General features: G+C 55.3%; 24 protein-coding genes. 17 read left to right on the forward strand and 7 right to left on the reverse strand.

Features of this window, described 5'->3' with window-relative positions; genetic code table 11:
• Window positions 1-125: 125 nt before the first annotated feature.
• Window positions 126-1,322 (reverse strand): tyrosine--tRNA ligase, encoded by a 1,197-nt coding sequence (tyrS, locus tag DFR26_RS00005; protein ID WP_116206908.1) that lies wholly within the window; start codon window positions 1,320-1,322, stop codon window positions 126-128.
• A gap of 107 nt (window positions 1,323-1,429) precedes the next feature.
• On the opposite strand from tyrS, the gene DFR26_RS00010 reads away from it, so the two are divergent.
• A complete protein-coding gene (locus DFR26_RS00010; RefSeq protein ID WP_116206909.1) occupies window positions 1,430-2,536 on the forward strand; it encodes an anhydro-N-acetylmuramic acid kinase in 1,107 nt (368 codons plus the stop codon).
• Window positions 2,537-2,546: 10 nt separating this feature from the next.
• Here DFR26_RS00010 and erpA read toward each other — a convergent pair whose 3' ends face one another.
• From erpA to argC, 4 genes are read right to left on the reverse strand one after another with little or no spacing between them, the layout of a single operon-like run.
• Window positions 2,547-2,888: an iron-sulfur cluster insertion protein ErpA gene (erpA, locus tag DFR26_RS00015; RefSeq protein ID WP_116206910.1), complete on the reverse strand. Its 342-nt coding sequence runs from the start codon at window positions 2,886-2,888 to the stop codon at window positions 2,547-2,549.
• A 28-nt stretch (window positions 2,889-2,916) separates the two neighbouring features.
• Window positions 2,917-3,366: a bactofilin family protein gene (locus DFR26_RS00020; RefSeq protein WP_116206911.1), complete on the reverse strand. Its 450-nt coding sequence runs from the start codon at window positions 3,364-3,366 to the stop codon at window positions 2,917-2,919.
• A gap of 10 nt (window positions 3,367-3,376) precedes the next feature.
• A complete protein-coding gene (locus tag DFR26_RS00025; RefSeq protein WP_116206912.1) occupies window positions 3,377-4,063 on the reverse strand; it encodes a DUF6776 family protein in 687 nt (228 codons plus the stop codon).
• On the reverse strand, window positions 4,063-5,094 hold the full coding sequence (gene argC, locus DFR26_RS00030; protein WP_116206913.1) for an N-acetyl-gamma-glutamyl-phosphate reductase: 1,032 nt from the start codon (window positions 5,092-5,094) through the stop codon (window positions 4,063-4,065). Before argC ends, DFR26_RS00025 begins: the two co-directional genes overlap by 1 nt.
• A gap of 156 nt (window positions 5,095-5,250) precedes the next feature.
• On the opposite strand from argC, the gene hemJ reads away from it, so the two are divergent.
• From hemJ to DFR26_RS00050, 4 genes are read left to right on the forward strand one after another with little or no spacing between them, the layout of a single operon-like run.
• The gene (hemJ, locus tag DFR26_RS00035) at window positions 5,251-5,673 is read left to right on the forward strand and encodes a protoporphyrinogen oxidase HemJ (protein WP_116206914.1); all 423 of its coding nucleotides are present in this window, start codon (window positions 5,251-5,253) and stop codon (window positions 5,671-5,673) included.
• The gene (gene thiE / locus DFR26_RS11120) at window positions 5,670-7,076 is read left to right on the forward strand and encodes a thiamine phosphate synthase (RefSeq protein ID WP_220375668.1); all 1,407 of its coding nucleotides are present in this window, start codon (window positions 5,670-5,672) and stop codon (window positions 7,074-7,076) included. The genes hemJ and thiE overlap by 4 nt, the downstream gene beginning before the upstream one ends.
• Window positions 7,073-8,362 carry a glutamate-1-semialdehyde 2,1-aminomutase gene (gene hemL, locus DFR26_RS00045; RefSeq protein WP_116206915.1) on the forward strand — a complete coding sequence of 430 codons (1,290 nt, stop codon included), beginning with the start codon at window positions 7,073-7,075 and terminating at the stop codon, window positions 8,360-8,362. The genes thiE and hemL overlap by 4 nt, the downstream gene beginning before the upstream one ends.
• Before the next feature lie 3 nt (window positions 8,363-8,365).
• A complete protein-coding gene (locus tag DFR26_RS00050) occupies window positions 8,366-9,481 on the forward strand; it encodes a DUF3108 domain-containing protein (protein ID WP_116206916.1) in 1,116 nt (371 codons plus the stop codon).
• On the opposite strand, the gene mrcB is transcribed toward DFR26_RS00050, so the two are convergent.
• Window positions 9,470-11,770, reverse strand: coding sequence for a penicillin-binding protein 1B (gene mrcB, locus DFR26_RS00055; protein ID WP_116206917.1), 2,301 nt, complete (start codon window positions 11,768-11,770; stop codon window positions 9,470-9,472). The genes DFR26_RS00050 and mrcB overlap by 12 nt on opposite strands.
• A gap of 133 nt (window positions 11,771-11,903) precedes the next feature.
• Between mrcB and DFR26_RS00060 the strand changes: the two genes are divergently transcribed.
• From DFR26_RS00060 to panD, 12 genes are all read left to right on the forward strand, one after another.
• Window positions 11,904-12,902: an adenosine kinase gene (locus DFR26_RS00060; RefSeq protein WP_116206918.1), complete on the forward strand. Its 999-nt coding sequence runs from the start codon at window positions 11,904-11,906 to the stop codon at window positions 12,900-12,902.
• Between the two features lie 9 nt (window positions 12,903-12,911).
• On the forward strand, window positions 12,912-13,235 hold the full coding sequence (locus DFR26_RS00065; RefSeq protein ID WP_116206919.1) for a Rieske (2Fe-2S) protein: 324 nt from the start codon (window positions 12,912-12,914) through the stop codon (window positions 13,233-13,235).
• 86 nt (window positions 13,236-13,321) lie between these two features.
• On the forward strand, window positions 13,322-13,804 hold the full coding sequence (dksA, locus tag DFR26_RS00070; protein WP_116206920.1) for an RNA polymerase-binding protein DksA: 483 nt from the start codon (window positions 13,322-13,324) through the stop codon (window positions 13,802-13,804).
• Window positions 13,797-14,678, forward strand: a complete 882-nt coding sequence (gluQRS, locus tag DFR26_RS00075; protein WP_147300245.1) for a tRNA glutamyl-Q(34) synthetase GluQRS — start codon at window positions 13,797-13,799, stop codon at window positions 14,676-14,678. The genes dksA and gluQRS overlap by 8 nt, the downstream gene beginning before the upstream one ends.
• A 67-nt stretch (window positions 14,679-14,745) precedes the next feature.
• Complete coding sequence (locus tag DFR26_RS11060; protein WP_181898933.1) at window positions 14,746-14,922, forward strand: hypothetical protein; 177 nt, start codon at window positions 14,746-14,748, stop codon at window positions 14,920-14,922.
• Window positions 14,912-17,854 carry an ATP-binding protein gene (locus tag DFR26_RS00080; protein WP_116206922.1) on the forward strand — a complete coding sequence of 981 codons (2,943 nt, stop codon included), beginning with the start codon at window positions 14,912-14,914 and terminating at the stop codon, window positions 17,852-17,854. Before DFR26_RS11060 ends, DFR26_RS00080 begins: the two co-directional genes overlap by 11 nt.
• Entirely contained in the window at window positions 17,851-19,200 is a 1,350-nt protein-coding gene (locus tag DFR26_RS00085; RefSeq protein WP_116206923.1) for a sigma-54-dependent transcriptional regulator, read from the forward strand. The genes DFR26_RS00080 and DFR26_RS00085 overlap by 4 nt, the downstream gene beginning before the upstream one ends.
• A gap of 431 nt (window positions 19,201-19,631) precedes the next feature.
• Entirely contained in the window at window positions 19,632-20,966 is a 1,335-nt protein-coding gene (pcnB, locus tag DFR26_RS00090; RefSeq protein WP_116206924.1) for a polynucleotide adenylyltransferase PcnB, read from the forward strand.
• 4 nt (window positions 20,967-20,970) lie between these two features.
• The gene (gene folK, locus DFR26_RS00095; RefSeq protein ID WP_116206925.1) at window positions 20,971-21,507 is read left to right on the forward strand and encodes a 2-amino-4-hydroxy-6-hydroxymethyldihydropteridine diphosphokinase; all 537 of its coding nucleotides are present in this window, start codon (window positions 20,971-20,973) and stop codon (window positions 21,505-21,507) included.
• 62 nt (window positions 21,508-21,569) lie between these two features.
• Window positions 21,570-22,370, forward strand: a complete 801-nt coding sequence (gene panB, locus DFR26_RS00100; RefSeq protein WP_116206926.1) for a 3-methyl-2-oxobutanoate hydroxymethyltransferase — start codon at window positions 21,570-21,572, stop codon at window positions 22,368-22,370.
• Window positions 22,371-22,379: 9 nt separating this feature from the next.
• Window positions 22,380-23,246, forward strand: coding sequence for a pantoate--beta-alanine ligase (gene panC / locus DFR26_RS00105; protein ID WP_116206927.1), 867 nt, complete (start codon window positions 22,380-22,382; stop codon window positions 23,244-23,246).
• Window positions 23,247-23,369: 123 nt separating this feature from the next.
• Window positions 23,370-23,750, forward strand: a complete 381-nt coding sequence (gene panD / locus DFR26_RS00110) for an aspartate 1-decarboxylase (RefSeq protein WP_116206928.1) — start codon at window positions 23,370-23,372, stop codon at window positions 23,748-23,750.
• A gap of 88 nt (window positions 23,751-23,838) precedes the next feature.
• On the opposite strand, the gene DFR26_RS00115 is transcribed toward panD, so the two are convergent.
• Window positions 23,839-25,992, reverse strand: a complete 2,154-nt coding sequence (locus tag DFR26_RS00115; protein ID WP_116206929.1) for a TRAP transporter large permease subunit — start codon at window positions 25,990-25,992, stop codon at window positions 23,839-23,841.
• Between the last annotated feature and the right edge of the window lie 9 nt (window positions 25,993-26,001).

The following is a 26,001-nucleotide window of genomic DNA, read 5'->3' on the forward strand; positions in this document are numbered from 1 at the left end:
GCTGAGAGGGTGTAAAGCGGTTTTTGCTAATTATCTTTCAACCGATCAATTTCTCACCAAAACCAGTGCATTTCGTATGATTAACGAGCGTATTAGCCCGCCCATCAAAACCAAACACTCTCCTTTTAGCGCACAACTACGCGAGCAATCGACTTCTTACCAGCTTGGATAACGCAACTATCACCGCGACGCATCGAAAAGCCATCCATAGCGGGCTGACCATCGATATAAACCGCTTTACGCGCCAGCACATCTTTTGCTGCCGCTGAGTTACGCACAAGACCGGCACGATTGAGAATAGCGATCAAATAGATTGGATCATCCGTCTCGGCAACGACATCCACGCACGGTAAGTCATCGGGAATATCACCCATACGCAAGACATTGCCAGCCGCCTGAGGCGCTGCAGCCGCGGCTGCTTCAGAATGAAACCGACTGACGATCTCGACAGCCAATAGTTTTTTGACTTCTTGCGGATTTTTTCCAGCCGCCACTTCCGCGCGCAGCGCATCAATCTCGTCTAACGAGCGAAAGCTCAACAACTCGAAATAACGCCACACAATGCTATCGGGTATAGACAGCAGCTTTTGATACATCTCGCCTGGCGCATCAGTGACGCCAATATAGTTGCCCAAGGACTTCGACATTTTCTGCACGCCATCGAGACCCTCTAAGATGGGCACCGTGATGCACACTTGCGCGGCTTGATCATAGCGACCCTGCAATGTACGCCCCATCAGCAGATTAAACTTCTGGTCGGTGCCGCCAAGCTCAACATCAGCCTTAAGCTCGACGGAGTCATAGCCTTGCAACAGCGGATACAAAAACTCATGGATGGCAATCGGCTGCTGGCTCGCAAAGCGCTTAGTGAAATCATCGCGCTCCATCATGCGAGTCACAGTATATTGCGCCGCCAGCCCAATGAGATCAGCGGCAGACAACGCATTCATCCACGCTGAGTTAAACACTACTTGCGTGCGCGCCGGGTCGAGGATTTTAAAGACCTGCTCCGCATACGATTTTGCGTTATCGGCGACTTGCGCCTCAGTGAGCGGCTTGCGCGTTACATTTTTCCCCGTCGGGTCGCCAATACGACCTGTAAAGTCACCAATCAAGAAGATCACTTCATGGCCCAGATCCTGAAAGACCTTGAGCTTATTGATCAGCACCGTATGGCCAAGGTGAAGGTCTGGTGCAGTTGGGTCAAACCCGGCTTTGATGCGTAATGGCCGACCTTCACGCAACTTAGCCAGCAAGTCACTTTCAGGAATAATTTCTTCTGTGCCACGCATAATCCATGCGAGCTGTTGTTCAGGGGTCATATATGAGCGCTTTTTGTCCGGATTAACGTGGGCACTAGTCTAGCACTCCCGCGCATTAGTCCAAGCCTGATAGAGTCGGTGTTTTAATCCGCAATTAGGGAGCCACGATGAGTGCGCTATACATTGGCTTGATGTCGGGCACCAGCATTGATGCATTAGATGCTGCATTAGTCGACTTAAGTGATGCGCATCGCCCGCGACTCCTAGCGGCGGAAAGTTATGCTTGGTCAACGAGCGAACGCGAGGAGCTACTGGCACTATCGGCTGGCACCACGCATGAAATTGACCGCAGCGGTGAGGCTGGTGTTTGGTGGTCTATACGTGCCAGCGAGCTCATCGCCACCTTACTCCATGCGCAGGGACTGACGCCTGAGGCTATCGTCGCCGTTGGTAGCCATGGCCAAACATTACGCCATCGGCCCAGCAACCGGCATCCCTTTAGTTTGCAGATTGGCGACCCCAGTGTCCTCGCCGAGCGCTGCGGCATTTCGGTCGTCACTCACTTTCGCCAACGCGATTTGGCCGCTGGGGGGCAAGGCGCACCACTGGTGCCGGCGTTTCATCAGGCGCTATTTGGTCAAAACAAGCAGTGTGTCGTTGCACTGAACTTGGGCGGTATCGCCAATATCAGCGTTATGCATTCGGGCCAACCGGTGCGCGGCTACGATACCGGCCCAGCCAACATGCTGCTCGATGCCTGGTGTTTGCGCCATACCGGCAACGCCTACGATGACAATGGCCAATGGGCGCAGCGCGGGCAATGCCACGACGATCTATTAAAACGCTTAATGAGCGCCGCGTATTTCGCCATGCCTGCGCCGAAAAGCACGGGTCGCGAAAGCTTCGGCATGGCGTGGCTACAAGCAGCACTCGAAGACATGCCTACCCAGATTAAGCCCGAGGATGTACAGGCCACGCTGTTGGCGCTGACGGCAACCACGGTTGCCGATGCCATTAAACGCGAAGCAGATACTGGCAAGCTCATTATCTGTGGGGGTGGCGCCAATAATAGCGCGCTGGTGGCAGCGCTTGCTGCGCAGCTTCCCGCATGGCAATGCCAAACCAGTGCGGACATGGGTTATCCGACACAAAGCATCGAGGCGATGGCGTTTGCTTGGCTGGCCATGCGCTTTATGCAAGGCCAGAGCGGTAATGCGCCGAGTGCTACCGGCGCGCATGGTGAGCGGATTTTAGGGGGGCTATTTCCGGCCTAACGCCATCAGCTTAGATCGAAAATGACGAACCACAACCGCAAGTCGACTGCGCATTCGGGTTATGAATGACAAACTGCGAGCCATTCAGACCCTCGACGTAATCAACTTCTGAGCCCACCAAATACTGGAAGCTCATGGGGTCTACCAGCATTTCCACATCGCCATTGCTGAAATGTGAATCGCCTTCCTTTTCAACATCGTCAAATGTGAAACCATAGGAAAAGCCCGCACAGCCACCGCCGGTGATATAGACACGTAATTTCAGCGCGGGGTTGTTTTCTCCCTCGCGTAACTTACGGACTTTCTCAGCGGCTTTGTCTGACAAGGCCAAGGCAGCAGTTTGCTCACTCATAAACAGCTCTCAATCAGGTATGCGTTGATTATAGCGCGTGAACGTTAGCAGCAGGACGCGATTTCTCATCTGACTGAACGGCAGGCGCAGGCTCGATTGGCGCGGGCTTGGCTTTCGACTCAACGACTGGTGCCGAAACCAATGCCATTTTGCCGGTGACTTGCGCGCCGAGCTGCATTTCCATATTGAGATAAGTCACCACGCCGCAAACACGCGCGCCTTTAGACAGCTCTAAATGGTCCGAGCAAGTGATATTGCCGTGCACGGTGCCATTAATGATCGCATTGGGCACATGAATGTCGCCGACGACATCGCCATGCACCAATAAACAGCCCTCTTTGGACTCAATATTGCCCTCAATACGGCCCTCTACGTGCAAGCCACCCACAAACGTGAGGTCACCACGGACAGTTGACTGCCGGCTGATAAAGCTATGGTCTTTATAGGCCGCTGGATCATTTTTGCTCTTTTTAAACATATCTCACACCTTAACGAGTCTTTACTTCCCACTTATAACGGCGGTCTAAACTTTTGCCGCCGCTACGCACTTGCACGTCTACGCGCTCGGGCTTGAAGCCATCAGGCAGACGCCACTCACCGCTGAACTGCTGATAATAGCGCAATGAAAATCGTGGCTTATCGACAGCCAGCTCGATTTGCCGACGACCATTGCTGACTTTTACCTTAACACGGCCTTCGGCTGCCTTGCCGGAGGCATTGCTACGAACAATTAATATTCGGTAGCGCACCACGCTAGGGTCTTTCGTTGGCAACAGTTCAAACAGCTCGATGGCCACAGGCACATTGGCACCTTTCGGCGATGCCATACGCTTATAGAACGTCACGCGACTTTCCAGCGATGACATGCTCGCCAGCAGCTCTTGGTTGTCTTCCTGCAAGCGCAGCGAGGCAGCATCGATGATGCCATATTCCTTGGCCTTCACCGCAGCACGCTCACGCTCAACGCGCAGTCGCTCATCGAAGTCTGCTTGCAAGGCAATGATGGCTTTCTCGTGATCAGCCCCCTGCGACAACAGCCATTGCTGACTCAAAAAAAAGCCGGCAATGAGTCCGATCAATACCATCACCACTAGCCCGCCTGCACTGGTGAAAAAGCTCACCACCGGCCCACGGACAGTCGGCATATACCGCCGAATCGCGTCACGCTTAGCCATCAGGGCAATAGCCCAATAATAGATAAGCCGGCGCGCTCATCGAGGCCAAACATCAAATTCATGTTTTGAACGGCTTGGCCCGCAGCACCTTTCACTAAGTTATCGATCACCGACAGCACCACCACGGTGTCGCCACCCTGCGGCTGCACCACGGCCATACGACACATATTACCGCCGCGTACGCTGCGTGTTTCTGGATGACTACCGGCCGGCATCACATCGACAAAGGGCTCATTGGCATAGGCGGCTTCAAACAGCGCCTGCAAGTCGCCCGCCGGTTTGATCAAGCGCCCGTACAACGTGGCGTGTATGCCACGAATCATTGGCAATAAATGCGGCACGAAAGTTAGCCCGACTGGCGCACCAGCGGCATCCGTTAAGCCTTGCTTAATTTCGGGCAAATGCCGGTGACCGCCAGAGCCATAGGCTTTAAAGCTTTCTCCAGCCTCGGCCATCAGTGTGCCAATCTCTGCCTTGCGACCCGCGCCTGAGGCGCCAGATTTGGCATCAGCAATCAGCGTATCGGCATCAATGAGCCCGGCTTTTATGAGCGGCAAAAAGCCAAGCTGTACGGCCGTTGGGTAGCAACCCGGGTTCGCTACTAGCCGTGCATTTTTGATGGCCTCGCGATTGACTTCGGGCAGACCATACACCGCCTCGGCAAGCAACTCAGGGCAGCTATGCGTCACGCCATACCAACGCGACCATTCCTGCGCATCTTGAATACGAAAGTCGGCAGCCAAATCGATCACGCGCACGCCGGCGGCGAGTAGTTCAGGCACTTGCTGCATCGCAATGCCATTGGGTGTGGCAAAAAACACCACATCACATGCCGACAACACCTGCGTTGAGGGTTCCGTAAAGGCAATGTCGACGTGGCCACGCAAATTTGGATACAAGGCAGAAACCGCTAAGCCGGCCTCACTGCGCGAGGTAATCGCGGTTAATTCAACCTCAGGGTGCAGCGCCAGTAAGCGCAACAATTCGACACCGGTATAGCCCGTGCCACCTACAATGCCGACCTTAATCAACGGAGAATCCTCACAATTAATGCAGCTGCCACAAATAACAATCGTTGGATTATCAGGAAAGCATGGCCCTAGGGCAAACGTTGATGGTGTTTTTTCTTGCCAACTAGCCGAGCGCCAGCATTCTTGGCAGACTGCGGGCCTTATCGGGAGATACGCATGTTATGGGTTAAGGCCTTTCATTTAATCGCCGTGGTGTGCTGGTTTGCCGGCCTCTTTTATTTGCCACGATTGTTTGTTTATCACTGCGAAAGCCGTGACGCGATTAGCCATGATCGCTTTGTCATCATGGCCCGACGGCTTTACAACGGCATTATGATGCCGTCGATGATCGCGACCGTGGCGTTGGGTATCTGGTTATTGGTGGTGGTCTGGCCCATCTATGGCCATCAAGCATGGCTGCACGCAAAACTTGCGCTGGTGGTACTGCTACTGATCTACCACTTCTATTGCAATAGGCTGCGCTTGGCCCTGGCCGAACGCCGCAGCCAGCATAGCAGCCGCTACTTTCGTATTTTTAATGAGCTGCCGGTCTTGGCGCTGGTGGCGATTGTGATTTTGGTGGTGGTGAAGCCCGTATGACGACCATGCGCCCAGTCACATTATGTTTTTCGGGCCTCGACCCATCGGGCGGTGCGGGCTTGCAGGCCGACATTGAAGCAATTGCCAGCCTTGGCGGCCATGCCACAGTGGTGTGCACGGCCCTCACCGTGCAAGACAGCCAGCAGGTCTACGACTTCGCACTAGTCGATACGGCGCTGCTCCTCGCGCAAGCCAAAGCCGTGTTGGCAGACTTTCAGGTGGCCTCGGTCAAGATTGGCATGCTGGGCTCGCGCGCGGTGGTTGATGCCATTTTTGCACTACTCGCCGAGCACCCACACATTCCGGTGGTGTTAGATCCTGTGTTGTCGGCCAACGCCGGCGGCAACTTAGCCCACGATGACCTGCGCGATGCCTTGCTCGCCGTGCTGCCGCAAACCGCTGTCATCACGCCAAATAGCCTAGAGCTACGCCGCCTCGCGGCCTGTGACAATGACGCCGCCGCTATCGCTAAGCTAAGCGCTAGCGGTGCACAAGCCATCTGGGTCACCGGAGGTCATGAGCCCGGCGACCAGATCATGAATCGACTTTATGTGCACGGCGACCTCGCCCTGACCACACAGCAAGCACGCCTTCATGGCGAGTTCCATGGCTCCGGCTGCACATTGGCGGCCACTCTCGCCGCCGCCATGGCACGTGGCATGACACTCACCGATGCGGTGCCTTGGACTGAACGTTATGTGCGGCAAGCACTTGAGCACGCCGATAGACCGCGCAGTACCGGCCAGTTTATTCCCAATCGACTCGCCCATCTGCATACCGCAGCCGCATGCATACAGGGTCTTTACGCCATCACCAATGCGAACTTGGGCGACACATTGCTAACGCAGGTCCGCCAAGCATTGATTGGCGGCGCGCGCATCGTGCAATACCGCGACAAATCCAATGATGCCGCCAAGCGCTGGCGAGAAGCCTCGGCCTTGCGTCTGCTGTGCAGCGAATTTTCCGCGACTTTCCTCATTAACGATGATGCCGCGCTAGCCCATGCCGTGGCAGCCGATGGCGTGCACCTCGGCCAGCAAGATGGCGCCGTGGCTCACGCTCGGGCGTTGCTCGGCAGGCATGCTGTCATTGGCGTGACCTGCCATAACGACCTCGCGTTGGCGCGTAGCGCAGTAGCCGCCGGTGCCAATTACCTCGCTTTTGGCGCCATGTTTGCCTCGCGCACCAAGCCCCACGCATCACTCTGCAGCATGGAAACGCTGCAAGCAGCGCGTGCCGAATTTTCGCTGCCGATAGTGGCGATTGGCGGCATTAGTCACGATACTATTGCGCCAGTTCGCGCGGCTGGCGCCAACGCCATTGCCCTTATCAGCGAGCTATGGCGCGGCGACGACACCCTCGCCCACGCTCAACGCTTGACCCAGGAGATTTACCGTCCATGAGCAATAATCGTTCCGAAACACTGTTTGCCTCCGCCTGTGAGCACATCCCCGGCGGCGTCAATTCGCCCGTGCGCGCCTTTCGCGGCGTCGGCGGCACGCCGGTGTTTTTCTCGCGTGCGCAAGGGGCTTATCTTTTCGATGCCGATGAGCGCTGCTATATCGACTACATCTGCTCCTGGGGGCCGGCGATTTTGGGCCATGCGCATCCGGAGGTAATCCGCGAAGTGCAAGAGGCCGCCACGCTGGGCTTGTCGTTTGGTGCACCCACTGAGATTGAAGTGGAAATGGCCGCCACCGTGCGCGAGCTCATGCCCTCGATGGACCTCGTGCGTATGACCAGCTCCGGCACCGAAGCCACCATGAGCGCTATTCGTTTGGCTCGCGGCTTTACCGGCCGCGACGGCTTGGTGAAATTCGAGGGCTGCTACCACGGCCACTCCGACTCGCTGCTGGTGAAAGCCGGCTCCGGCGCCTTAACCTTGGGTGTGCCGAGCTCAGCCGGCGTGCCCGCCAGCATTGCCCAGCACACCATTACGCTGCCCTACAACGACCTCGATGCCGTGCGTGCGTATTTCCGCGCGCATGGCGATTCGGTGGCTTGTATCATCGTTGAGCCTGTCGCTGGCAACATGAACTTGATCCCGCCCAAGCCCGGTTTCTTGCAAGGCCTGCGCAAGGTCTGCGACGAATTCGGCGCCGTACTCATTTTTGACGAAGTGATGACCGGTTTCCGGGTAGCGCTCGGTGGCGCGCAAGCGCTTTATGGCGTGAAGCCCGATCTCACCACGCTGGGCAAAATCATCGGCGGTGGCATGCCGGTCGGTGCCTTTGGCGGCCGCCGCGATATCATGCAATGCATCGCGCCATTAGGCCCGGTGTATCAAGCCGGCACGCTCTCGGGCAATCCGATCGCCATGCGCGCGGGCTTAAAAACGCTGTCGTTGTTGCGCCAACCCGGCTTTCACGAGCAGCTGAGTGCACTCACGAAAATGCTCTGCGATGGCCTTGAGGCGGCGGGTAAAAAAGCCGGCGTGCCGATTGTCACGCATCAGGTTGGTGGCATGTTTGGCTTCTTTTTCAGCGATAGCGCGCCATGGTCATTTGACGAGGTCATGCACGGTGACACCGAGCGCTTCAAAGACTTTTTCCACGCCATGCTCGCCGAGGGGGTGTATCTCGCGCCATCGGCCTTTGAAGCAGGCTTTGTCTCGATTGCACACACCGAAGCCGACATCAGCAATACCATCGCCGCCGCCGAACGCGCGCTGATGGCCTCGCGCCGCTAAGCCATGGGCACACGCCAACGCCTGTTGATAGCCGTTGCGCTATCGGCGTTGGTGCATGTGCTCAGCATCGCTGACATCCATTGGGCTTGGCCCTGGCAGGATGAAAGCCCAGACGAGGTGCTGTCGAAAAAGCCGGCCGAGCAGCTCAAACGGGTGTCATTGGCATTAACACCAACAAAGCCCATCAGCCAATGGCCTGTGGTGTACCTAATTAAGCCGGCCCCTGTTGTGGTAGAAGCCCCCGCGCCAAAGCCTGTGGTTAAGCCACTGCCCGTTGTGCGCGCGCCAATGAGCGCCCCGCCAACACCAGCGCCAGTCATTAGCGATGCGTTGCTCGACAGCATTATTGCTCAAGCACCGGCGCCTGAGGTCATTGAGCCCGCACCAACGTTTCCCGTGCAAGTCACTGCTGTGCAGCGCGCGAGTTATTACGGCCTTGAGCTAAAGCTTGTGCAGCAATGGTTTATGGAAGGTTTCCGCTACGCCATCATCAACGACGCCAGTAAGTTTGGTTTTACCGCCACGCTGAGCAGTGAAGGTAGTGTGTCCCCAGAGGGGCTTCAGCCAGAGCAGTATCGCTTGCTCCTCAATAACACATTGAAGCAATACGCCACCTTTGATCGCGATGCCGGCGTGGTGATTCATGGCAAAGCCGGTCAGAGTAAACGCGTCGATATCACACCGGATTTTCAAGACATGGCCAGCCTGCCCTATCACGTGGCGGTGAGCTATAGCGGCGACAAAGAAAAGCGTCTGATGGTCACCACCGGCAGCTCCGTGTATGAGATTGCACTCAATATTGTCTCTGAAGACCAGCTCAAACTACCTGGAGGCATTCTCACTACCGTGCACCTCACCGGCTCACGCGTGCGCAGCAATGGTGAGCGCCAAGTCGGCTATGACATTTGGCTTGCCCCGAGCCTGCAAAACTTCCCCGTGAAGTTTCGCGGCCCCGACAGCAAAGGCAATATCTTGGAAATGTCGGTGATGACCTTGAGCTTTGATGGCAAGGCCATCTTTGGCAAAAACGTCGAGTTTGACCCAGTCACACCCGATGACATCGCGCTGCCAGCAGACATGCTCGATGACATTGTGCGTGATTTTGACTCAACGAAATAAGTCCAACACGCCGTCAACCATGGAGTCGATAAACCCAGGAATGCCACCCGTGGCACAGGCTGTCATTTCTTGCGGACGAGATTTTGCCGCCACCGGCAGGCGCACGCCGCCACATTCGGCATTGCTCAAATACCCGCTTTGCTCATCCAGATACTCCCAGGTCACATCAGCAGGCATTTTGGCGGCATGGTAGCTCGGCTTAATACGCACCATCATATCTGTCCACACCGGCAAGGCGCCGGTGCCGCCCGATAGCCCTGTCGAGGCATTGTCATCACGACCTAACCAGACTACGCCAAGCAGGTCACCGGCAGACCCGGCAAACCAGCTATCGCGCAGGTCATTGGTGGTGCCCGTTTTGCCGGCAATGACCGTCTGCGATGGCAATCGACGATAGGCCGAGGCCGCTGTGCCCGCGCGCGCCACCTGCTCGAGACCATAGTGCAAAAGATACGTATCGCTTAAATCCACGACTTGCCGACGCTCACCAGCAAAGCGCTGCAGACTTTGGCCATCGGCATCGACCACTTCACGAATGCTTTGAATCGGCGAGCGCACGCCCGTCAGCAGCACTTGATATAAATGCAGGACATCCATTGGCGACTGATTGAGCGCGCCCAGCAACAACGAGGGATAGCTTTGTAAGTCGCCCTGCACGCCGAGCTGACGCAAGGTATTGATAAACGCTGGCAAGCCAACGGTCATGCCCAGACGGACTGCCGCCTGATTGTAGGACTTCGCTAATGCGGTACGTAATGGCACATCGCCATGGCTTTGCTTATCGTAATTTTGTGGCGTCCAGCGCTTACCCGAGTCGCTAACCACTTCCACAGGCGCATCCGAAATAGGGCTTTGCCAGGTGTATTGGCCGCTGCTCAGCGCCGTGAGATATATGGCGGGCTTCAATAATGAGCCGACTTGACGCGAGGCATCGACAGCGCGGTTATAGCCGGTAAATGTGCCCGTACTACCAATTAAAGCGCGCAACTCACCAGAGCGAAGATCGGCGGCCAGCACGGCACCTTCGAGCTTATCGAGCTTGCGGCCCTGCTTACGCAGGCGCGCTACCGTAGTCGTTAAGGCGGCATCGGCGGCATTTTGCACTCGTGGATCTAGCGTCGTGAAAATGCTTAGCCCTTGGCTGCTCAAATCATCTGGCTGATAACTTTCGCGGAGTTGGCGGCGCACAACATCTAAGAAGTCTGGGTACAAATTACCTGCCGCGGCTGGTTTGGCAATCACGCCCAGTGGCCGCTTCATGGCGATGTCACGATCTGGCGCACTGAGCTTATCTTCACGATATAAATTATCGAGGACGATATTGCGGCGCTGTGTGGCGCGCTCAGGATTACGCCGCGGATTGTAATACGACGGACCTTTGACCATGCCGACGAGTAACGCCACTTGCGGCAACGACAGCTCAGCTAACGGCTGGCCAAAATAATACTCCGCCGCCAAGCCAAAACCATTGATTGAACGGCGCCCCTGCTGGCCCAGGTTCACTTCATTGAGATAGGTTTCTAAGATTTCTGCTTTGCTGTAATGCAGCTCCAGCAGCAGCGCCATCAGCGCTTCGTTGGTTTTGCGTGTCAGCGAGCGCTCATCCGTGAGGTAGAAATTTTTCACCAGCTGTTGCGTCAATGTGCTGCCGCCTTGGCGTACTTGGCCGCTGGTTAAGTTGACCCATACCGCGCGCAAGATGCCGCGAATGGATACGCCAATGTGCTGATAAAAGCGCTGATCTTCGGTAGCCATCAAGGCCTCAACCAGATACGGCGGCGCTTCTTTGAGCTGAATTAAAATGCGGTCTTCGTTATGGCTGGGGTAAATACCGCCAATGACCAGCGGCTCAAGACGCACATCGCCGCGTTGACCTGGGCGCGTGCTGGCCAGCTCGATTAGGCGATCTTGCGAGAAGCGTGCGCGCAATAATTGGCCTGGCTCACGGCCATCGCTAAATGAAAACCCACGCGTGCGAATAAATAGCGACGAGCCATCGATAGCGTAGGTACCTGAGGATGGCGCACCGTTCACGCGACGGTAGTTCAATAGCCGCAACTCTTCTTCAACCACCTCTTGGCTCAGCTGCTCACCCTTAGACAGTACCAACGGTCGTGCATAAACGCGTGCCGGAATAGCCCAGCGCTTGCCCTCAAACTTTTCTCGCACAATCGAGTCTAGATGCATGACATAGGCGCCGCCGCCCACTACACCAATCAAGGTGACGAGCATCAGGCAGAGCAGGGCGAACGCTTTGAAGCGGCCGCTGGAGGCGGAAGATTTAGCCACGCAAAATATCCACTAAAGATTAAGTAGGGGCATTGTACTCATGCCAGCACAGCGGCGGAAACTCTGTCATCTGGCAGAAACCGTCAGCTTGCCTATAATGCGCGCTGACATTTACTAAAGACATGAGATTGCTATGAGTCGCCGCTTTGATATTTATGCCATTGGCAATGCCCTTGTCGATTTAGAGTACGCCGTCAATGAGGATTTTTTAACCCAACACGGCATTGAAAAGGGGGTGATGACACTGGCGGAGGCCGACGCGCAAGCCACATTGCTCGACGCCCTTGATGCCAATGCGCCGCGCCTTAAGCAAGCCAGTGGTGGCTCAGCAGCCAATAGCATCATTGCGGCTAGCGCCATGGGTGCGCGCAGCTTCTATCATTGCAAAGTCGCCAATGACGCGCTTGGCACGCTGTATCGCGATGACTTACTGGCCGCGGGAGTCAGCACCAATCTCGCCGAGGTGCGTCCCGAGGGCGTCACCGGCACTTGCGTGGTGATGGTCACCCCCGACACCGATCGCACCATGAACACCTACTTGGGCATTACCGCCGAAGTCTCGCGCGCCGAGCTCGACCCCGAGGCCTTGCAAGACAGCCAATGGCTTTATATTGAAGGCTATTTGTGCACCTCTGATTCCGCGCGCGATGCCGTGGCGCATGCACATGAGCTCGCCAAGCAAGCGGGCGTAAAACGTGCGCTGACGTTTTCTGACCCAGCCATGGTGCAGTACTTTTTGCCGCAGCTAAAAAGCTTGCTTGCCGATGGTGTCGACCTGCTTTTTTGCAATGAAGACGAAGCCCGCGGCTTCACCGGCTGTGATGACCTTGAAGAAGCCATGGAGAGCCTGCGCCAAGTGGCCGACAGCGGTATTATTACCTGTGGCAAATCGGGCGCATGGGCCTGGACGCAAACCAGTGCGCAGATCCTGCCGGCCTGCGCCACCACAGCCGTCGATACACTAGGGGCCGGCGATAGCTTTGCTGGCGCTGTGCTCTATGGGGTTAGCCAAGGATGGACATTAGAAAATAGTGCCCGCCTGGCCATGCAAACCGCCGCGGAAGTGGTGGCGCAATTTGGCCCGCGATTGAGCATCGAACGCTATCGCGCGCTTCGCGACGCACATCAATAAGGAGATCGTATGGGCTTTCGTTTATGCGCCAATGCCGACTTGATCGACAATGAAGCACGCGCTTTTCGCTCACCGGCAGGCGAGGTCATCGTGGTCAACCGCGATGGCCAAAGCTATGCTTATCACAACAGCTGTCCTCACCTCGGCATTAACCTTGAGTTTAATCCTGATGAGTTTATGGATAGCGAAAATCATTTCCTGATTTGCAGCAACCATGGCGCGTTGTTTCAGGTTGAAGATGGTCTGTGTGTGAGTGGGCCCTGCCAAGGCGAATCGCTGTTGGCTGTGCCCATTCAGATCAGCGATGGATACATCGAATTAATCGAACATTAGTTCAGTCAGGCGCAAAAAAGACGGTTTTGTTTGCGCCACCGCCAAGCCTCTGCTATAGAGAGCGATTATTCGCACGAGAAAAACCAATGCCTACCCGCACTACTGAAAAAACGGCTGCTGCGGCCACCAAAGCTAAGAAAAAAACCACTGGCAGTACTCTTGTTCACGGCATTGCACCGTACAAAGAAACCAAAGGTGAAGACTATTTGGGTGCGCCACAACGCCAACACTTCCGCGATATTCTGCACGCGTGGAAGCGCGAGCTCATGGAAGAGGTCGACCGTACCGTCCATCACATGAAAGATGAGTCGGGCAGCCTGCCAGACCCCAATGATCGCGCCACGCAAGAAGAAGAGTTCTCGCTGGAGTTGCGCACCCGTGATCGCGAGCGCAAATTGATTAAGAAAATTGATCAAATGCTCGAGCGTATTGAGAAAGATGACTACGGTTATTGCGATGACTGTGGCATTGAGATTGGCATTCGCCGCTTAGAAGCCCGCCCCACCGCGACGCTGTGTATTGACTGCAAAAGCCTTCAGGAAATCAAGGAAAAGCAACTGCTTGGCTAATGCCATGATTGGCCGGTTTGCGCCTTCGCCAACCGGCTTGTTGCACTTTGGCTCCTTACTCGCGGCGCTCAGCAGCTATGCCAGCGCCAAGCACCGTGGCGGACTTTGGCGCCTGCGCATCGACACCATTGATCCGGGCCGCGAAATGCCCATGGCAGCACAAAGCTTTGTCGGCACGCTGCAAGCGCATGGCTTGAATGGTGATGGCGAGGTGGTGTGGCAGGGCCAACGCATCGCACGTTACCGCGCCGTACTCGACATGCTGATTGCACAAGACCGTGTTTACGCTTGCGACTGCTCACGAAATGCGCGTGCCGAAGTCGGTGCCATTGACTGCCTAGGCCCGTGTCGGCGCGGTGAGCATACGCCCTCGGCAACCGACACCGCCTGGCGCCTGCGCGCGCCATCTCACGCTATCCGTTACCATGATCGTCGCCTTGGCGAGCGCAGTGAGTGGCTGCAGGAAACTTGCGGTGATGCCTTGCTATGGCGACGCGATAACTTACCGGCGTATCAACTCGCCACGGTTGTTGATGATCACGACATGGCCATCAGTGAAGTCGTGCGAGGCAGCGACCTGCTCGATAACACCGCGCGCCAATGTCATCTCATCGATAGCCTCGGCTGGAGTCGACCAGAGTTTCTACATATCCCCATGGTCATCAATGCAACAGGGCAAAAACTGTCGAAACAGACTCACGCGCCGGCCCTCGATAACAGCCAAGCCGCGGCTAATATCTATTTGGCACTGCAGCTCTTAGCGCAACAGCCCCCGACCGCTTTGCAGCACGCGCCTGTCGATACGCTCGTGTCGTGGGCAGTGGCACATTGGCAAGAATCGGCGCTACAAACGGGACCCATCGCACTACCATGACTTTGCCCCATGGGCTAAAGCTGATACCGTTCAACGTCGCATCATTGCTGCATTTCGGAGTCCTCGCGTGTACATTGATCGCTTAATTTTGCTCTTTGTTGTTGGCGCTTATTTGCTGTCACCAGTCATTATTGATTGGTGGAGCGAAGGCGGCAGTGCGTGGTATCGCCCCTATACTATTTGGGCGCTGTTGATTGCGCTGGGGTATTGGGTCGCGCGGAGCCGAGATTTAAATGATCTTTAGTCCCACGCTGCTGTTTACACTCACCACGGTGTATTTAGGTGCGCTGTTTTTAACCGCCTACGCCAGCGAGCATGGCTGGATCCCGCTGCGATGGGTGCGCCACCCGGCGGTTTTTGTGTTGTCGCTGGGCGTGTTTGTCAGCACGTGGGGGCTGTTTGGCGCCGTGCAATTTGCGCGCGAAAGTGGCTTTAATTTTCTAACTTTTTATATTGGCCTAGCGGGTGCGTTTTTGCTCGCGCCAGTTTTTCTGCAGCCGCTCTTTCGTCTTGCGCGCAGCCATCAGCTGAGCTCACTGCCGGACTTGCTCGCCTTTCGTTATCGCAGCCAAGCAGCAGGCACACTCGCCACGCTGGCCATGCTCATTGGCGTCATGCCATTGCTCACCACACAAATGCAGACGGTTGGCGAAGTCGCTCGCCTATTGACCGGCGGCACCAATACCAAGCTTATGGGCTTGGTGTTTTGTTTAATGCTGATTGTCTTTACCTCGCTGTTTGGCGCTGGCGCACGCTCGAGTCGACACCAAGAGAATGATGGCCTAGTTGTCGCCATTGCGCTGGAGTCGCTCATCAAACTGATTGCGATCTCTGCTGTTGGCTTGTATGCCTACTTTGGCGTGCTCGGCGGCAGCGAAGGCCTCAATGACTGGCTAACGCGGCATCCTGAGGCGCTACGCAATCTCTTTCAGCCGCTTAAAGCCGGCTATTGGCACAGCTTATTACTGGTGTTTTTCTTTGCGTCGGTGGTCATGCCGTGCCTGTATCACATGGCCTTTACCGAAAATCGCGAGCCCCGTAATTTACTCACGGCGACCTGGGGTTTTCCGTTTTATTTACTCTTAATGGCGCTTAGCATTCCGATCATTTTGTGGGCAGGACAAGCCTCAGGTCTCAGCGACATCCCCGAGTTTTATAGTCTAGGCGTGGCCATGGATTCACGCTCACCGGCCCTGGTATTGCTGCTATTTTTTGGTGCATTGGCGTCGTCGAGCGGCATTCTCATTGTCACCACCCTCGCGCTCGCCAACATGACGCTCAACCATGTCATTTTACCTTTACGTGGTTGGCCAAAAGACGATGCACTGTATTTGGAAACCCAGCGCCAACGCCGACTGCTCATCACCTGTATTTTATTGGCCGCGTTTCTGCTGTCGTGGCTTCCCGAGCTGCGGCCCGATAGCACAGAAATGTCGATGCTGGCCTTTGTCGCGACACTGCAATTAGCTCCGAGTGTTTTGGCGCTGCTATTTTGGCCACGCGCTACCCGCGCCGGTATGCTTGCCGGCTTGAGCGTTGGCATGGCGATTTGGATTGCGGTACTGGCCACGCCGGCTTTTTTTCTTGCCGATTTCGATAGCGCCCAACTGCTGGGTATTTTGACGTCCTCGCGACTGGACCATTGGCAGGCTATGGGCATCATTGCCACGCTGGGCAACGCCATAGTGCTGGTGATCGCATCATTGCTGCAGAAACAATCCAGTGCCGACCGCGAGATCGCTGAGGCGTGCTCGGTGGATAACCTCAGCAGTCCGGTGCGCTGGAGTCTCGCCGCCGACTCAGTCGATGCCTTTATCAGTGCGCTTATGCCAGCACTTGGGCCGTTAACAGCTGAGCGCGAAGTGCGCATGGCCTGCCACGATCTCGCGATGAGCAGTAAAGAGCGCCGGCCCTATGCCTTGCGACGCCTGCGCGATCAGCTCGGCGCTAACTTATCTGGCTTGCTAGGCCCGAGTCTGGCCATGGAGCTGCTCGACAAGCACTTGCCGCAACAGATTGTGCCGCAAAGTCCCGGTGAGGATATTCACTTCATTGAGTCGCGACTCGAGGAGTATCGCGACAAGCTCTCAGGCCTTGCCGCCGAGCTCGATACGCTACGACGCTTTCACCGACAAACGCTGCATGACCTGCCACTTGGCGTGTGTACGCTGGCCGGCGATCTTGAGGTGCTGAGCTGGAATCGCGCCATCATGGACATTACCGGTTGCGCCGATGCCGATGTGATTGGCTCGCACTTGGGCTCGTTGCCGGCGCCATGGAGTCAGACATTAACGCAGTTTTTGCAGCAGCCTGGAGCGCAAGAGTCGCGCCACCGCCTCAATGTAGACGGCCAAACGCGCTGGGTGAACTTGCATCGTGCGATGATCGGCGATGCCGATGGTAGTGTCGTGCTGGTGATGGAAGAAGTCACCGCATTACAACAGCTGGAGTCTCGCTTGCATCACAGTGAGCGACTCGCTGCGGTGGGTCGTTTGGCTGCTGGCGTCGCCCATGAAATTGGTAATCCTGTCACCGGCATTGCCTGTTTGGCGCAAAATCTAAAAGCTGAGCACGCTGCCGATCACGAGGTGCATGGCACCGCGCAAGACATCATTGAGCAGACCAAACGCGTCACACGCATTGTCCAATCGCTCGTTGGCTTTGCTCGCACAGAGCACCATGTTGGCGGCGAGTTTGATACGGTGCCGCTGCTCGGTGTGGTTAATGAGGCCCTGCACTTGCTGGCATTATCTCCCGAAGCGCGGCAAATCGATTTTCGCGTGCATATTGATAGCGATTTGGCGGTTTATGGGGATGCGCAGCGGCTCTGCCAGGTGTTTATTAATTTGCTCGGCAACGCCCGCGATGCGAGCACACAGGCTGGACGTGTGATCTTGCGAGCGCATCAACATGGGCCCGCATTGCGCATTGAGATTGAAGATTTTGGTCACGGCTTGCCAGATGGCGAGTTACGCGACCGCTTATTTGAGCCCTTTGTTACCACGAAAGCATTGGGTGAAGGCACCGGACTCGGACTGGCACTCGTGCATGGCATCATTGAGGCCCACGATGGCCGCATTCAATTAACCGATAAACGCGATTACGATCAAGGCACCGGGGTCATTGTGCAGATCTCTCTTCCCGCAGCGAAAGGTAATGAGGACATGAACGCGTGAGCAGTATTTTAGTCGTCGATGATGAGCAAGTGATTCGCAGCGGACTCAAGCGCTTGCTGCAGCGCAATGGCTATGAGGTTGCCGAGGCCGGCAGCGTTGATGAGGCGTTGGCGCTGTCATCACCGGACTTATATGACTTGATCATTTCTGATCTGCGCCTGCCCGGGCTGCCTGGCACCGCCTTAATTGAGCGCGCGGGAGACACGCCGGTGTTGATTATGACCAGCTTCGCCAGCATTCGCTCGGCGGTCGATGCCGTGAAAGCGGGCGCTGCAGACTATATCGCCAAGCCCTTCGATCACGACGACATGCTGATCACCATTGATCGTATTTTGCGCGAGCAACGCCTGCGCCGGCAAAACAGTGCGCTGCGTGCCGAGCAGGCGATGGCTCAGCCCGACAGCGGCATGATCGGCAGCTGCAAGGCGATCGTCGAAATGCATCGCCGCATCAGTCGCGTGGCACCGCTCAACACCACCGTACTGATTTTGGGTGAGTCGGGCACCGGTAAAGAGCTGGTCGCACGCGCACTGCATGAGCAAAGCCCGCGACGCGAAGCGCCACTGATCTCGGTGAACTGCGCGGCGATTCCTGAGTCGCTCATTGAGTCAGAGTTATTTGGCCATGAAAAAGGCGCGTTTACCGGCGCACAGGGCTTGCGTAAGGGCTTGGTTGAGGCGGCCGATGGCGGCTCGCTATTTCTCGATGAGATTGGTGAGCTACCACTTGAGGCGCAGGCCCGCCTATTGCGTTTATTACAAGAAAAAGAAGTTCGCCGCTTAGGCGCTACGCAGTCGCGCAAGGTCGATGTTCGACTCATTGCCGCGACTCATCGCAACCTCAAGCAGCTCGCCAGTGATGGCTTGTTTCGCGAGGATTTATTTTTCCGCCTCAATGTCATGGAGCTGTCACTGCCGCCATTACGTGAACGCGGCGATGATATTCTCGCCATTGCTGATCAGCTGTTAATTCGTACCATTGAGCGCGTGGGCTCCAAGCCGCTGAACTTCACCGCCGAAGCACGCTCAGCCATGGCTCACTATCACTGGCCAGGCAATATTCGTGAGCTCGAGAATGCCATCGAGCGTGCTGTTATTTTGACCGAAGGCGATGTCATTACACCGACATTGCTAGCGATTGAGTCGGCCTACCCAAAGCGCCAAGAGACGCCAACAGAAGCCGACGATGATCCACCAACGGGCCTGTCGCTTGAGGACTACTTTCAGTACTTCGTACTGGAGCATCAAGATCAAATGTCTGAAACGGAGCTGGCGCAAAAGCTTGGCATCAGCCGTAAAACGCTGTGGGAGCGGCGCCAGCGCCTTGGCATCCCAAGGCGCCGTTGATCGAAAAGTAGGCGTGGTTGTTACGTTACCCATCTACACACAAAGCATGAATAAGTAACACTTTAGTCGAAGACGTTACGCTAGCACCTGCACAATAAAATCCTAACCAGTTGTTTTTATTTGTATTTAAATTATCTGTCGATCTTGGCACGCAAACTGCTTTAACAACGAGCGGAACAATAAAAACAATCCGCTGGTCAGATACATGACCCTATAAAAAAAGCGCTCGCTCGGATGTGAGACTGCAAAAGCCAAGGATGCTCGGGCAAAAAAAACAAAAGAAGCCCAAATAATAAGACGGCCATAAACCGCACACCGTTCAGCGTACGCGGGAGGTAACCCCTCCCGCTTTGCTGCGTAATCCCCCTCCACACACCCGGATGCCAACCTGCTATCATGCGCACCTTATTTGAACGGTTCGAGATGCAGGTATGTTGAAGTGGCTTAATCGCTGGCGTAATCAGGGCAAACACCTGACAAAACTAAAGCCGGTCATTATTCCGCGCGACCAACACACTGTCTCTCGCAAGCAACTCAGCTCTGCCGCTGTGAAAACGTTGTATCGCCTGCAAGACTGCGGATTTGACGCCTATCTGATTGGCGGTGGCGTACGCGATGTGCTGCTTGGCCTGTCTCCCAAAGACTTTGATATTTCAACCAATGCCACGCCTGAAGACATCAAGCATGTGTTCGGCAGCCAATGCCAAATTATTGGTCGGCGCTTTCGTCTTGCGCATGTGCGCTGGGGGCGCGAAGTGATTGAAGTCGCCACCTTCCGCGCCAACCATGCTGAAGGGGATGACCAGAGCGCTCGCACCAATGCAGATGGCCGTATTTTGCGCGACAATGTCTGGGGTAGTATTGAGGAAGATGCTGCACGACGCGACTTCACTATCAACGCTATTTACTACCGTATTGCTGACTTCTCACTGTGGGATTTTGCACAGGGCACGGCGGACTTAAAGCAGCGCATCATTCGCTTAATTGGCGACCCTGAAACGCGCTATCGCGAAGACCCTGTGCGCATGCTGCGTGCCGTGCGCTTTGCCGCGAAGCTGGATTTCACGCTGGCCCCAGCCACTGCCAAGCCTATTGCCTCGCTGGCCTACCTACTCGAAGAGATGTCATCGCACCGACTCTATGATGAGTGCCAGAAGCTTTTTGGCGGCGGTCATGCCGCGCCATTACTGCCGCTGCTTCAGCAATACGGTCTGTTTGCGCCTCTATTTCCTGGTCCAGCGGCTCATCCTAACGAGGCGCTTTGGCTGCATGTGGCGCGCAATACCGACGCTCGCTTAGCCGAAGGCAAACACATCAATGCTGCATTCTTTTTTGCCGCGTTGCTGTGGGGCGATGTCAATGCGCGAGCGCAACACTTGATTGCCGATGGCGTACCGCCGGTTCCTGCGTGGCAACAAGCAGGCATGCAGTCCGTGAGTCAGCAACTCGCGCGCACAGCAATCCCCAAGCACGTCTCGCAAGTCATGCGCGATATATGGGAAATGCAAATGCGCTTGGAGTCACCGCGCCCTCGACAAGTTGAGGCCATGGCTGCCAATGAGCGCTTTCGGGCCGCCTATGACTTTTTATTAATGCGCGAACACGCAGGCGAGGCCACCGGGAAAATGGCGGCTTGGTGGACGCGCTGGCAACAGGCAGACCCAGGCTTGCAGGCGGAAATGCAGCGCGCGCTGGTCAAGCCCGCAGAGGGTCAAGCCCCGCGAAAGCGCCGCCGGCGACCGAAAAAAACCACGAGTCCGCAATAACGCCATGAGCAATTGGCAACCCGCCGCTATTGCTCTGGGTGGCAACTTAGGCGACCCACCAGCCGCATTATGCCGCGCCGTTGAACAGCTTAACGAACACTCAGCAATACATGTTTTGGCGGTTTCCGAGCTCTATCGTAGCGAAGCCATTGGTCCGTCTGGACAGCCTGACTATGCCAATGCCGTGGTCTCTATTGTTACCGCCCTCGCGCCTGAAGCACTGCTAACAGCCCTGCAGGCTATTGAAAACGAGGCCGGGCGCGAGCGCCATGTGCGCTGGGGAGCTCGCACGCTCGATCTAGATCTCTTGCTCTATGACGATCTCGTGCAAACTAGCCCGCGGCTAAGCATTCCTCACATCGAAATGATCAATCGCGCCTTCGTGCTCGTGCCGCTATCCGACATAATGCCTGCGCTGATATTCCCCAGCGGCCACACTCTGCATGATGCGTTAGCTGCCCTAGATAACCCTAGCTTATTGCCATGGCCCGACACACGCTGGCAGCTCATGCAGCAGCGAATCAATGCAGGCTTGACCTGACCGCGCCCTCAAGTGAATATGCGCAGCCGTACTGCTGCCACTGATTCTGCGGAGCTTATTTCATGAAAGCCATTACCTTACGCACATTGCGCGATATGAAATCTCGTGGCGAAGCTTTTAGCTGCTTAACGTGCTACGACGCAACGTTTGCCGGCGCCATGGCGCGAGCCGGCGTTGAAGTCATTTTAATTGGCGACTCATTAGGCATGGTGCTACAGGGCCACGACTCAACCCTGCCCGTCACTACAGACGACATGGCCTACCATACCGCTGCCGTAGCGCGCGGTAATCGGCAGTCGTTGATTATGGCCGATATGCCGTTTATGTCGTATGCCACCGTTGCTGAGACACTAACAAATGCAGCTACGCTGATGCGCGCCGGGGCACATCTGGTCAAGCTGGAAGGTGGCGCTTGGTTGTGCGAGCGCGTCACGCAACTGGCGCAAGGCGGCATTCCATCCTGCGTGCATTTAGGCCTAACGCCACAGTCGGTTAATGTTTTGGGCGGCTACCGCGTCCAAGGCCGCGGCGAGGCCAGCAGTTCGCAATTAATCGAGGATGCCTGCGCCGTTGTCGCCGCAGGTGCTGCTCTGATTCTGCTTGAATGCGTGCCAACTGACTTAGCCAAGCGCGTGCAAGCGACTGTTGATGTGCCTGTCATTGGCATTGGTGCCGGACCTCACTGCGACGGCCAAGTGTTGGTGCTGCATGATATGCTGGGCATCCACCATGCCAAGCCCGCCCGCTTTGTGAAAGATTTTTTACAAGCAGGCGACGGCAGTATTGAAGGCGCCTTCCGTTGTTATATTGAACAGGTTAAATCCGGCGATTATCCTGCGCCTGAACATGCCTTTGCCGACTAGCAGCAGCTTATGAAAACTGAACATACGATCCATGGCGTACGCGCCGCCCTGCGCTCGGCCAAAAAAAACAGCCAGTCTGTGGCGTTTGTTCCGACCATGGGCAATCTACATCGTGGCCATATCGAACTTATTCTTGAAGCGAAACGGCGTGCTGACTTCGTCGTTTGCAGTATTTTTGTGAACCCCACACAGTTTGGCGCTAACGAGGACTTCGCAACCTATCCCCGCACGCTAGAGCGTGATGGTAGCTTGCTTGCTGATGCCGGTTGCGACTTAGTCTTTATTCCTGATGCCACCGAAATGTATCACGATGGCCGTCAGCAACTCACCCAGGTGCATGTTGATGGCATCACGGAGCACCTATGTGGCACCTCGCGCCCGGGTCATTTCTCCGGCGTTGCCACTGTAGTGACGAAACTGCTCAATATCATTACGCCCGACATGGCGTTTTTTGGTGAAAAAGACTACCAGCAGCTCGCTGTGATTCGGCAGATGGTTCAGGATTTATGCCTTGCAACAAATATTATTGGCGTGCCAACGATTCGAGACACTGACGGCCTCGCATTGAGCTCGCGAAATCAGTACCTCACGGAGTCACAACGCGCGGTAGCCCCCCACGTATATGAGGCGCTTTGCCGTGTGCGTGATGGCATTCAAAAAGATGCTAGTCAGGCAGAAGAACTTTGTCGCGCGGCACATCAATCGCTCGAGGCCTCGGGCTTCGTGGTGGACTACTTATGTCTGCAGAGCCGGGAGTTGGCGGCTTTCGATACCCAGCAGTCGCAGGCAGTGGTGCTGGTAGCCGCGTATTTAGGCAAAACTCGCTTGATAGATAATCTAGTTTTTGACATCAGAACAACTGAATCCACTCGCTAAATTTGTCGATGAAGAATGATTGAACACACGCGCGTCTTACGGCAAAATGGCGCGCCCAACGTATAGGCAAGACAGTTGTCATCCTATGCTTGTTTTTTTGCTGCTGTGCGGAGGTAAACGCCCATGCAATGCATCATGCTGAAAGCCAAGTTACATCGTGCCTGTGTGACACATGCCGAACTCGACTATGAAGGCTCATGCGCAATCGATGGCGATTTGCTCGACCTCTCAGGTATTCGTGAATACGAGCAGATCCAAATTTACAACGTGGCTAACGGTCAGCGCTTCACAACGTATGCTATTCGCGCTGAATCAGGCTCTGGCATGATTTCAGTCAATGGTGCTGCGGCACATAAAGCCCAGCCCGGTGATCGCGTGATTATTTGCACCTATGCTCAGTTTACTGAAGAAGAACTTGCCGCCTTCAAGCCACGCTTGGTGTATTGCAATGAAGACAATAGTGTTAGCCACAGCGCCAATGCTATTCCAGTGCAAGTCGCTTAGCAGCTATTTGATGCACCCGCGTTAACGCAACTAGCGTTATCGCAGATACAAAAAAGCCGGCAATCGCCGGCTTTTTTGTGGGTGATGCTTAGCCGAACAGGCTTCGCATCATATTACCAATAGCTTCTTGCCATTCGAGGCCATGCATCACTAGGTTTTGACCACCGTAGACAACGATGAGCAAGCCCGAGAACATCACAACGACCGGCAGAATCCAGCGCTCATAACGATAGTAGAAGGACTTATGACGGACCTCAGCATCTGCTGCATCCATTTCTTCCTCACCTACCACCATGCGAGTTAGCAACTGGTTCAACGCGACTGGCGGTGATAAGTAACCTAGCTCAAAGGCAGCCAACACGATCATCCAAAAGTGGATGGGGTTGATGCCATTTGAGTAGGCGATTGGCGCCACCGTAGCAGACACCAAAATCACCGCCCCGAATGGATCCATGATCATGCCGATAAATACCATCATAAACATCAGGATGGTCAGGGTGACCCAGATACTGCCCATATCGGCAGGGACGCTTTCCATGATACCGGAATGCTCGATCACACCACCAACAGACACTGACAATGCCATCAGCATAATCAGGGCACCAATGTGGCCAATGGTTTCGTTGGTCGCATAACGCACAGCCTGCTCAAGGTTTAAGCGACGCTCAGCTTCAGGATTGACGGCCACCGCTTGCGCTTTAGGCTCGCGACGGATTTTGTCGAAGATCACGATAAAGAGCATGATCACAGGCAGCATTACCGGCGCAGTGAACTCGTCGAGCTGAGCATCTAGCAAGAACTTATAGCCATAGACTACCAACAAGGTGATGACGATATAGGGCGACACAGGCACTAGAGCACGCGCAGACTCACGCAATGCGGTGGTAAAAACCGCACGCTCACGACCTGTTGAGTCCTCTTTCACCAGCATGGCAAAGAGCAGGAACAGCGTTGAAGTGATCATGAATACGCCAACGCCCCAACCATAGAGCTCGTTGGTGGTGACCTGCTTATTGAGCGCAGCAATCAACACGATCAATAGGCAGGGGCGTAACACGACACCCATGGAGCCGGACATTGCTGCCGCTGCCAGCGCCATTTGACGACGACCACCAGCGGAATACACTTCCTTATAGACAATCGCACCAGCTGCGATCACGAAAATACCTGAGGCACCGGTGTAGGCGGTAGGAATAGCAGCAGCCAACAAGATAACCCAGGTTAATGCCTCTGGGCTTAGCTTCCACGGCCGCACAATATCCATAAATAGCGTGACGACACGGGTTTGCTTAAGCAACATACCGGCCCAAATATAAAGCGCTAAGTTCAAGAAAATACCGGAGTATTCCAAGAGTTGGCCGAGATAAATGGCAATACCTGCCCAATGCTGATCAGCAAAAAACGTTGCTGCTGAAGTCATCGCCATAAAGGCAAACAGCGGAATGGTCAACAAACTCATGCCAAAATTGCCGCCTGCAGGCGCGCTCTGCGGCGGACGCAGTAAACGTACCGCGCTAATAACAGCCAGCGTGACAAACAGCGTAATAAATATGTAATTCAGCAGCGGTTTATCTACAGGAATGCCTGAAGCGAGCAAGACTTTGGTGTAGTAGTACCACGAACTAAAGGCCAGAATGACATTGGCGACAACCATCGCCGTGTTATAGACGAAAAAATCTTTCTGCGTTTTCGGGGGGCGCAAGTTGATGTGGTGCACACCAAGCGTTGTGGTAATGGCGGCAATCGCAAACATGGCCAATAGAATGAGCGGGCGATTTTCCGTACCAAATTTGAAAATACCGAAGAAGCCAGTTTCTACGGCGCGGAAGGCCTTCAGCTCTGGCGTGATATTCTGAACAACTCGCTCATAAATATCGTTTTTCTCGATACATAATGCCTTAGCCGCTTCCAGCGAGGAGCGAATTGCCTCGGGATCTTGTGGCGCATCAGCAAACAGCATATCGAGCGGGTCATCAGATACCGGCGCGTTTAGCTTTGCTTGAACGGCTGCATCGATGTCTTTATTGGGGTCACATGCAGGACGCACGGGATCGGCGCGCAGCATGAAATATTGAACATTTGTGGTGGGATCACCAAACGTACGCTCACCAAAGCGCAGCAATTGGCCATGGAGCATTTCACCCGTGCCAATAATCAGTGTCAGTAACAGAAGCGCCAGAACCGGTAGACTGGAAAACCATTCCGAAAGACTACGGTTCAGGAAGACGGGCTTATTATTCATTATAGACTT

The sequence above is a fragment of the Paraperlucidibaca baekdonensis genome (assembly GCF_003387535.1).
Classification (GTDB): domain Bacteria; phylum Pseudomonadota; class Gammaproteobacteria; order Pseudomonadales; family Moraxellaceae; genus Perlucidibaca; species Perlucidibaca baekdonensis.

Excerpts from the sequence above, each read along its gene's own strand:
- tyrS (WP_116206908.1), bottom strand. The coding sequence starts at position 1,322 with ATGACCCCTGAACAACAGCTCGCATGGATTATGCGTGGCACAGAAGAA.
- DFR26_RS00010 (WP_116206909.1), top strand. The coding sequence starts at position 1,430 with ATGAGTGCGCTATACATTGGCTTGATGTCGGGCACCAGCATTGATGCA.
- erpA (WP_116206910.1), bottom strand. The coding sequence starts at position 2,888 with ATGAGTGAGCAAACTGCTGCCTTGGCCTTGTCAGACAAAGCCGCTGAG.
- DFR26_RS00020 (WP_116206911.1), bottom strand. The coding sequence starts at position 3,366 with ATGTTTAAAAAGAGCAAAAATGATCCAGCGGCCTATAAAGACCATAGC.
- DFR26_RS00025 (WP_116206912.1), bottom strand. The coding sequence starts at position 4,063 with ATGGCTAAGCGTGACGCGATTCGGCGGTATATGCCGACTGTCCGTGGG.
- hemJ (WP_116206914.1), top strand. The coding sequence starts at position 5,251 with ATGTTATGGGTTAAGGCCTTTCATTTAATCGCCGTGGTGTGCTGGTTT.
- thiE (WP_220375668.1), top strand. The coding sequence starts at position 5,670 with ATGACGACCATGCGCCCAGTCACATTATGTTTTTCGGGCCTCGACCCA.
- hemL (WP_116206915.1), top strand. The coding sequence starts at position 7,073 with ATGAGCAATAATCGTTCCGAAACACTGTTTGCCTCCGCCTGTGAGCAC.
- DFR26_RS00050 (WP_116206916.1), top strand. The coding sequence starts at position 8,366 with ATGGGCACACGCCAACGCCTGTTGATAGCCGTTGCGCTATCGGCGTTG.
- DFR26_RS00060 (WP_116206918.1), top strand. The coding sequence starts at position 11,904 with ATGAGTCGCCGCTTTGATATTTATGCCATTGGCAATGCCCTTGTCGAT.
- DFR26_RS00065 (WP_116206919.1), top strand. The coding sequence starts at position 12,912 with ATGGGCTTTCGTTTATGCGCCAATGCCGACTTGATCGACAATGAAGCA.
- dksA (WP_116206920.1), top strand. The coding sequence starts at position 13,322 with ATGCCTACCCGCACTACTGAAAAAACGGCTGCTGCGGCCACCAAAGCT.
- DFR26_RS00080 (WP_116206922.1), top strand. The coding sequence starts at position 14,912 with ATGATCTTTAGTCCCACGCTGCTGTTTACACTCACCACGGTGTATTTA.
- pcnB (WP_116206924.1), top strand. The coding sequence starts at position 19,632 with ATGTTGAAGTGGCTTAATCGCTGGCGTAATCAGGGCAAACACCTGACA.
- folK (WP_116206925.1), top strand. The coding sequence starts at position 20,971 with ATGAGCAATTGGCAACCCGCCGCTATTGCTCTGGGTGGCAACTTAGGC.
- panB (WP_116206926.1), top strand. The coding sequence starts at position 21,570 with ATGAAAGCCATTACCTTACGCACATTGCGCGATATGAAATCTCGTGGC.
- panC (WP_116206927.1), top strand. The coding sequence starts at position 22,380 with ATGAAAACTGAACATACGATCCATGGCGTACGCGCCGCCCTGCGCTCG.
- panD (WP_116206928.1), top strand. The coding sequence starts at position 23,370 with ATGCAATGCATCATGCTGAAAGCCAAGTTACATCGTGCCTGTGTGACA.
- DFR26_RS00115 (WP_116206929.1), bottom strand. The coding sequence starts at position 25,992 with ATGAATAATAAGCCCGTCTTCCTGAACCGTAGTCTTTCGGAATGGTTT.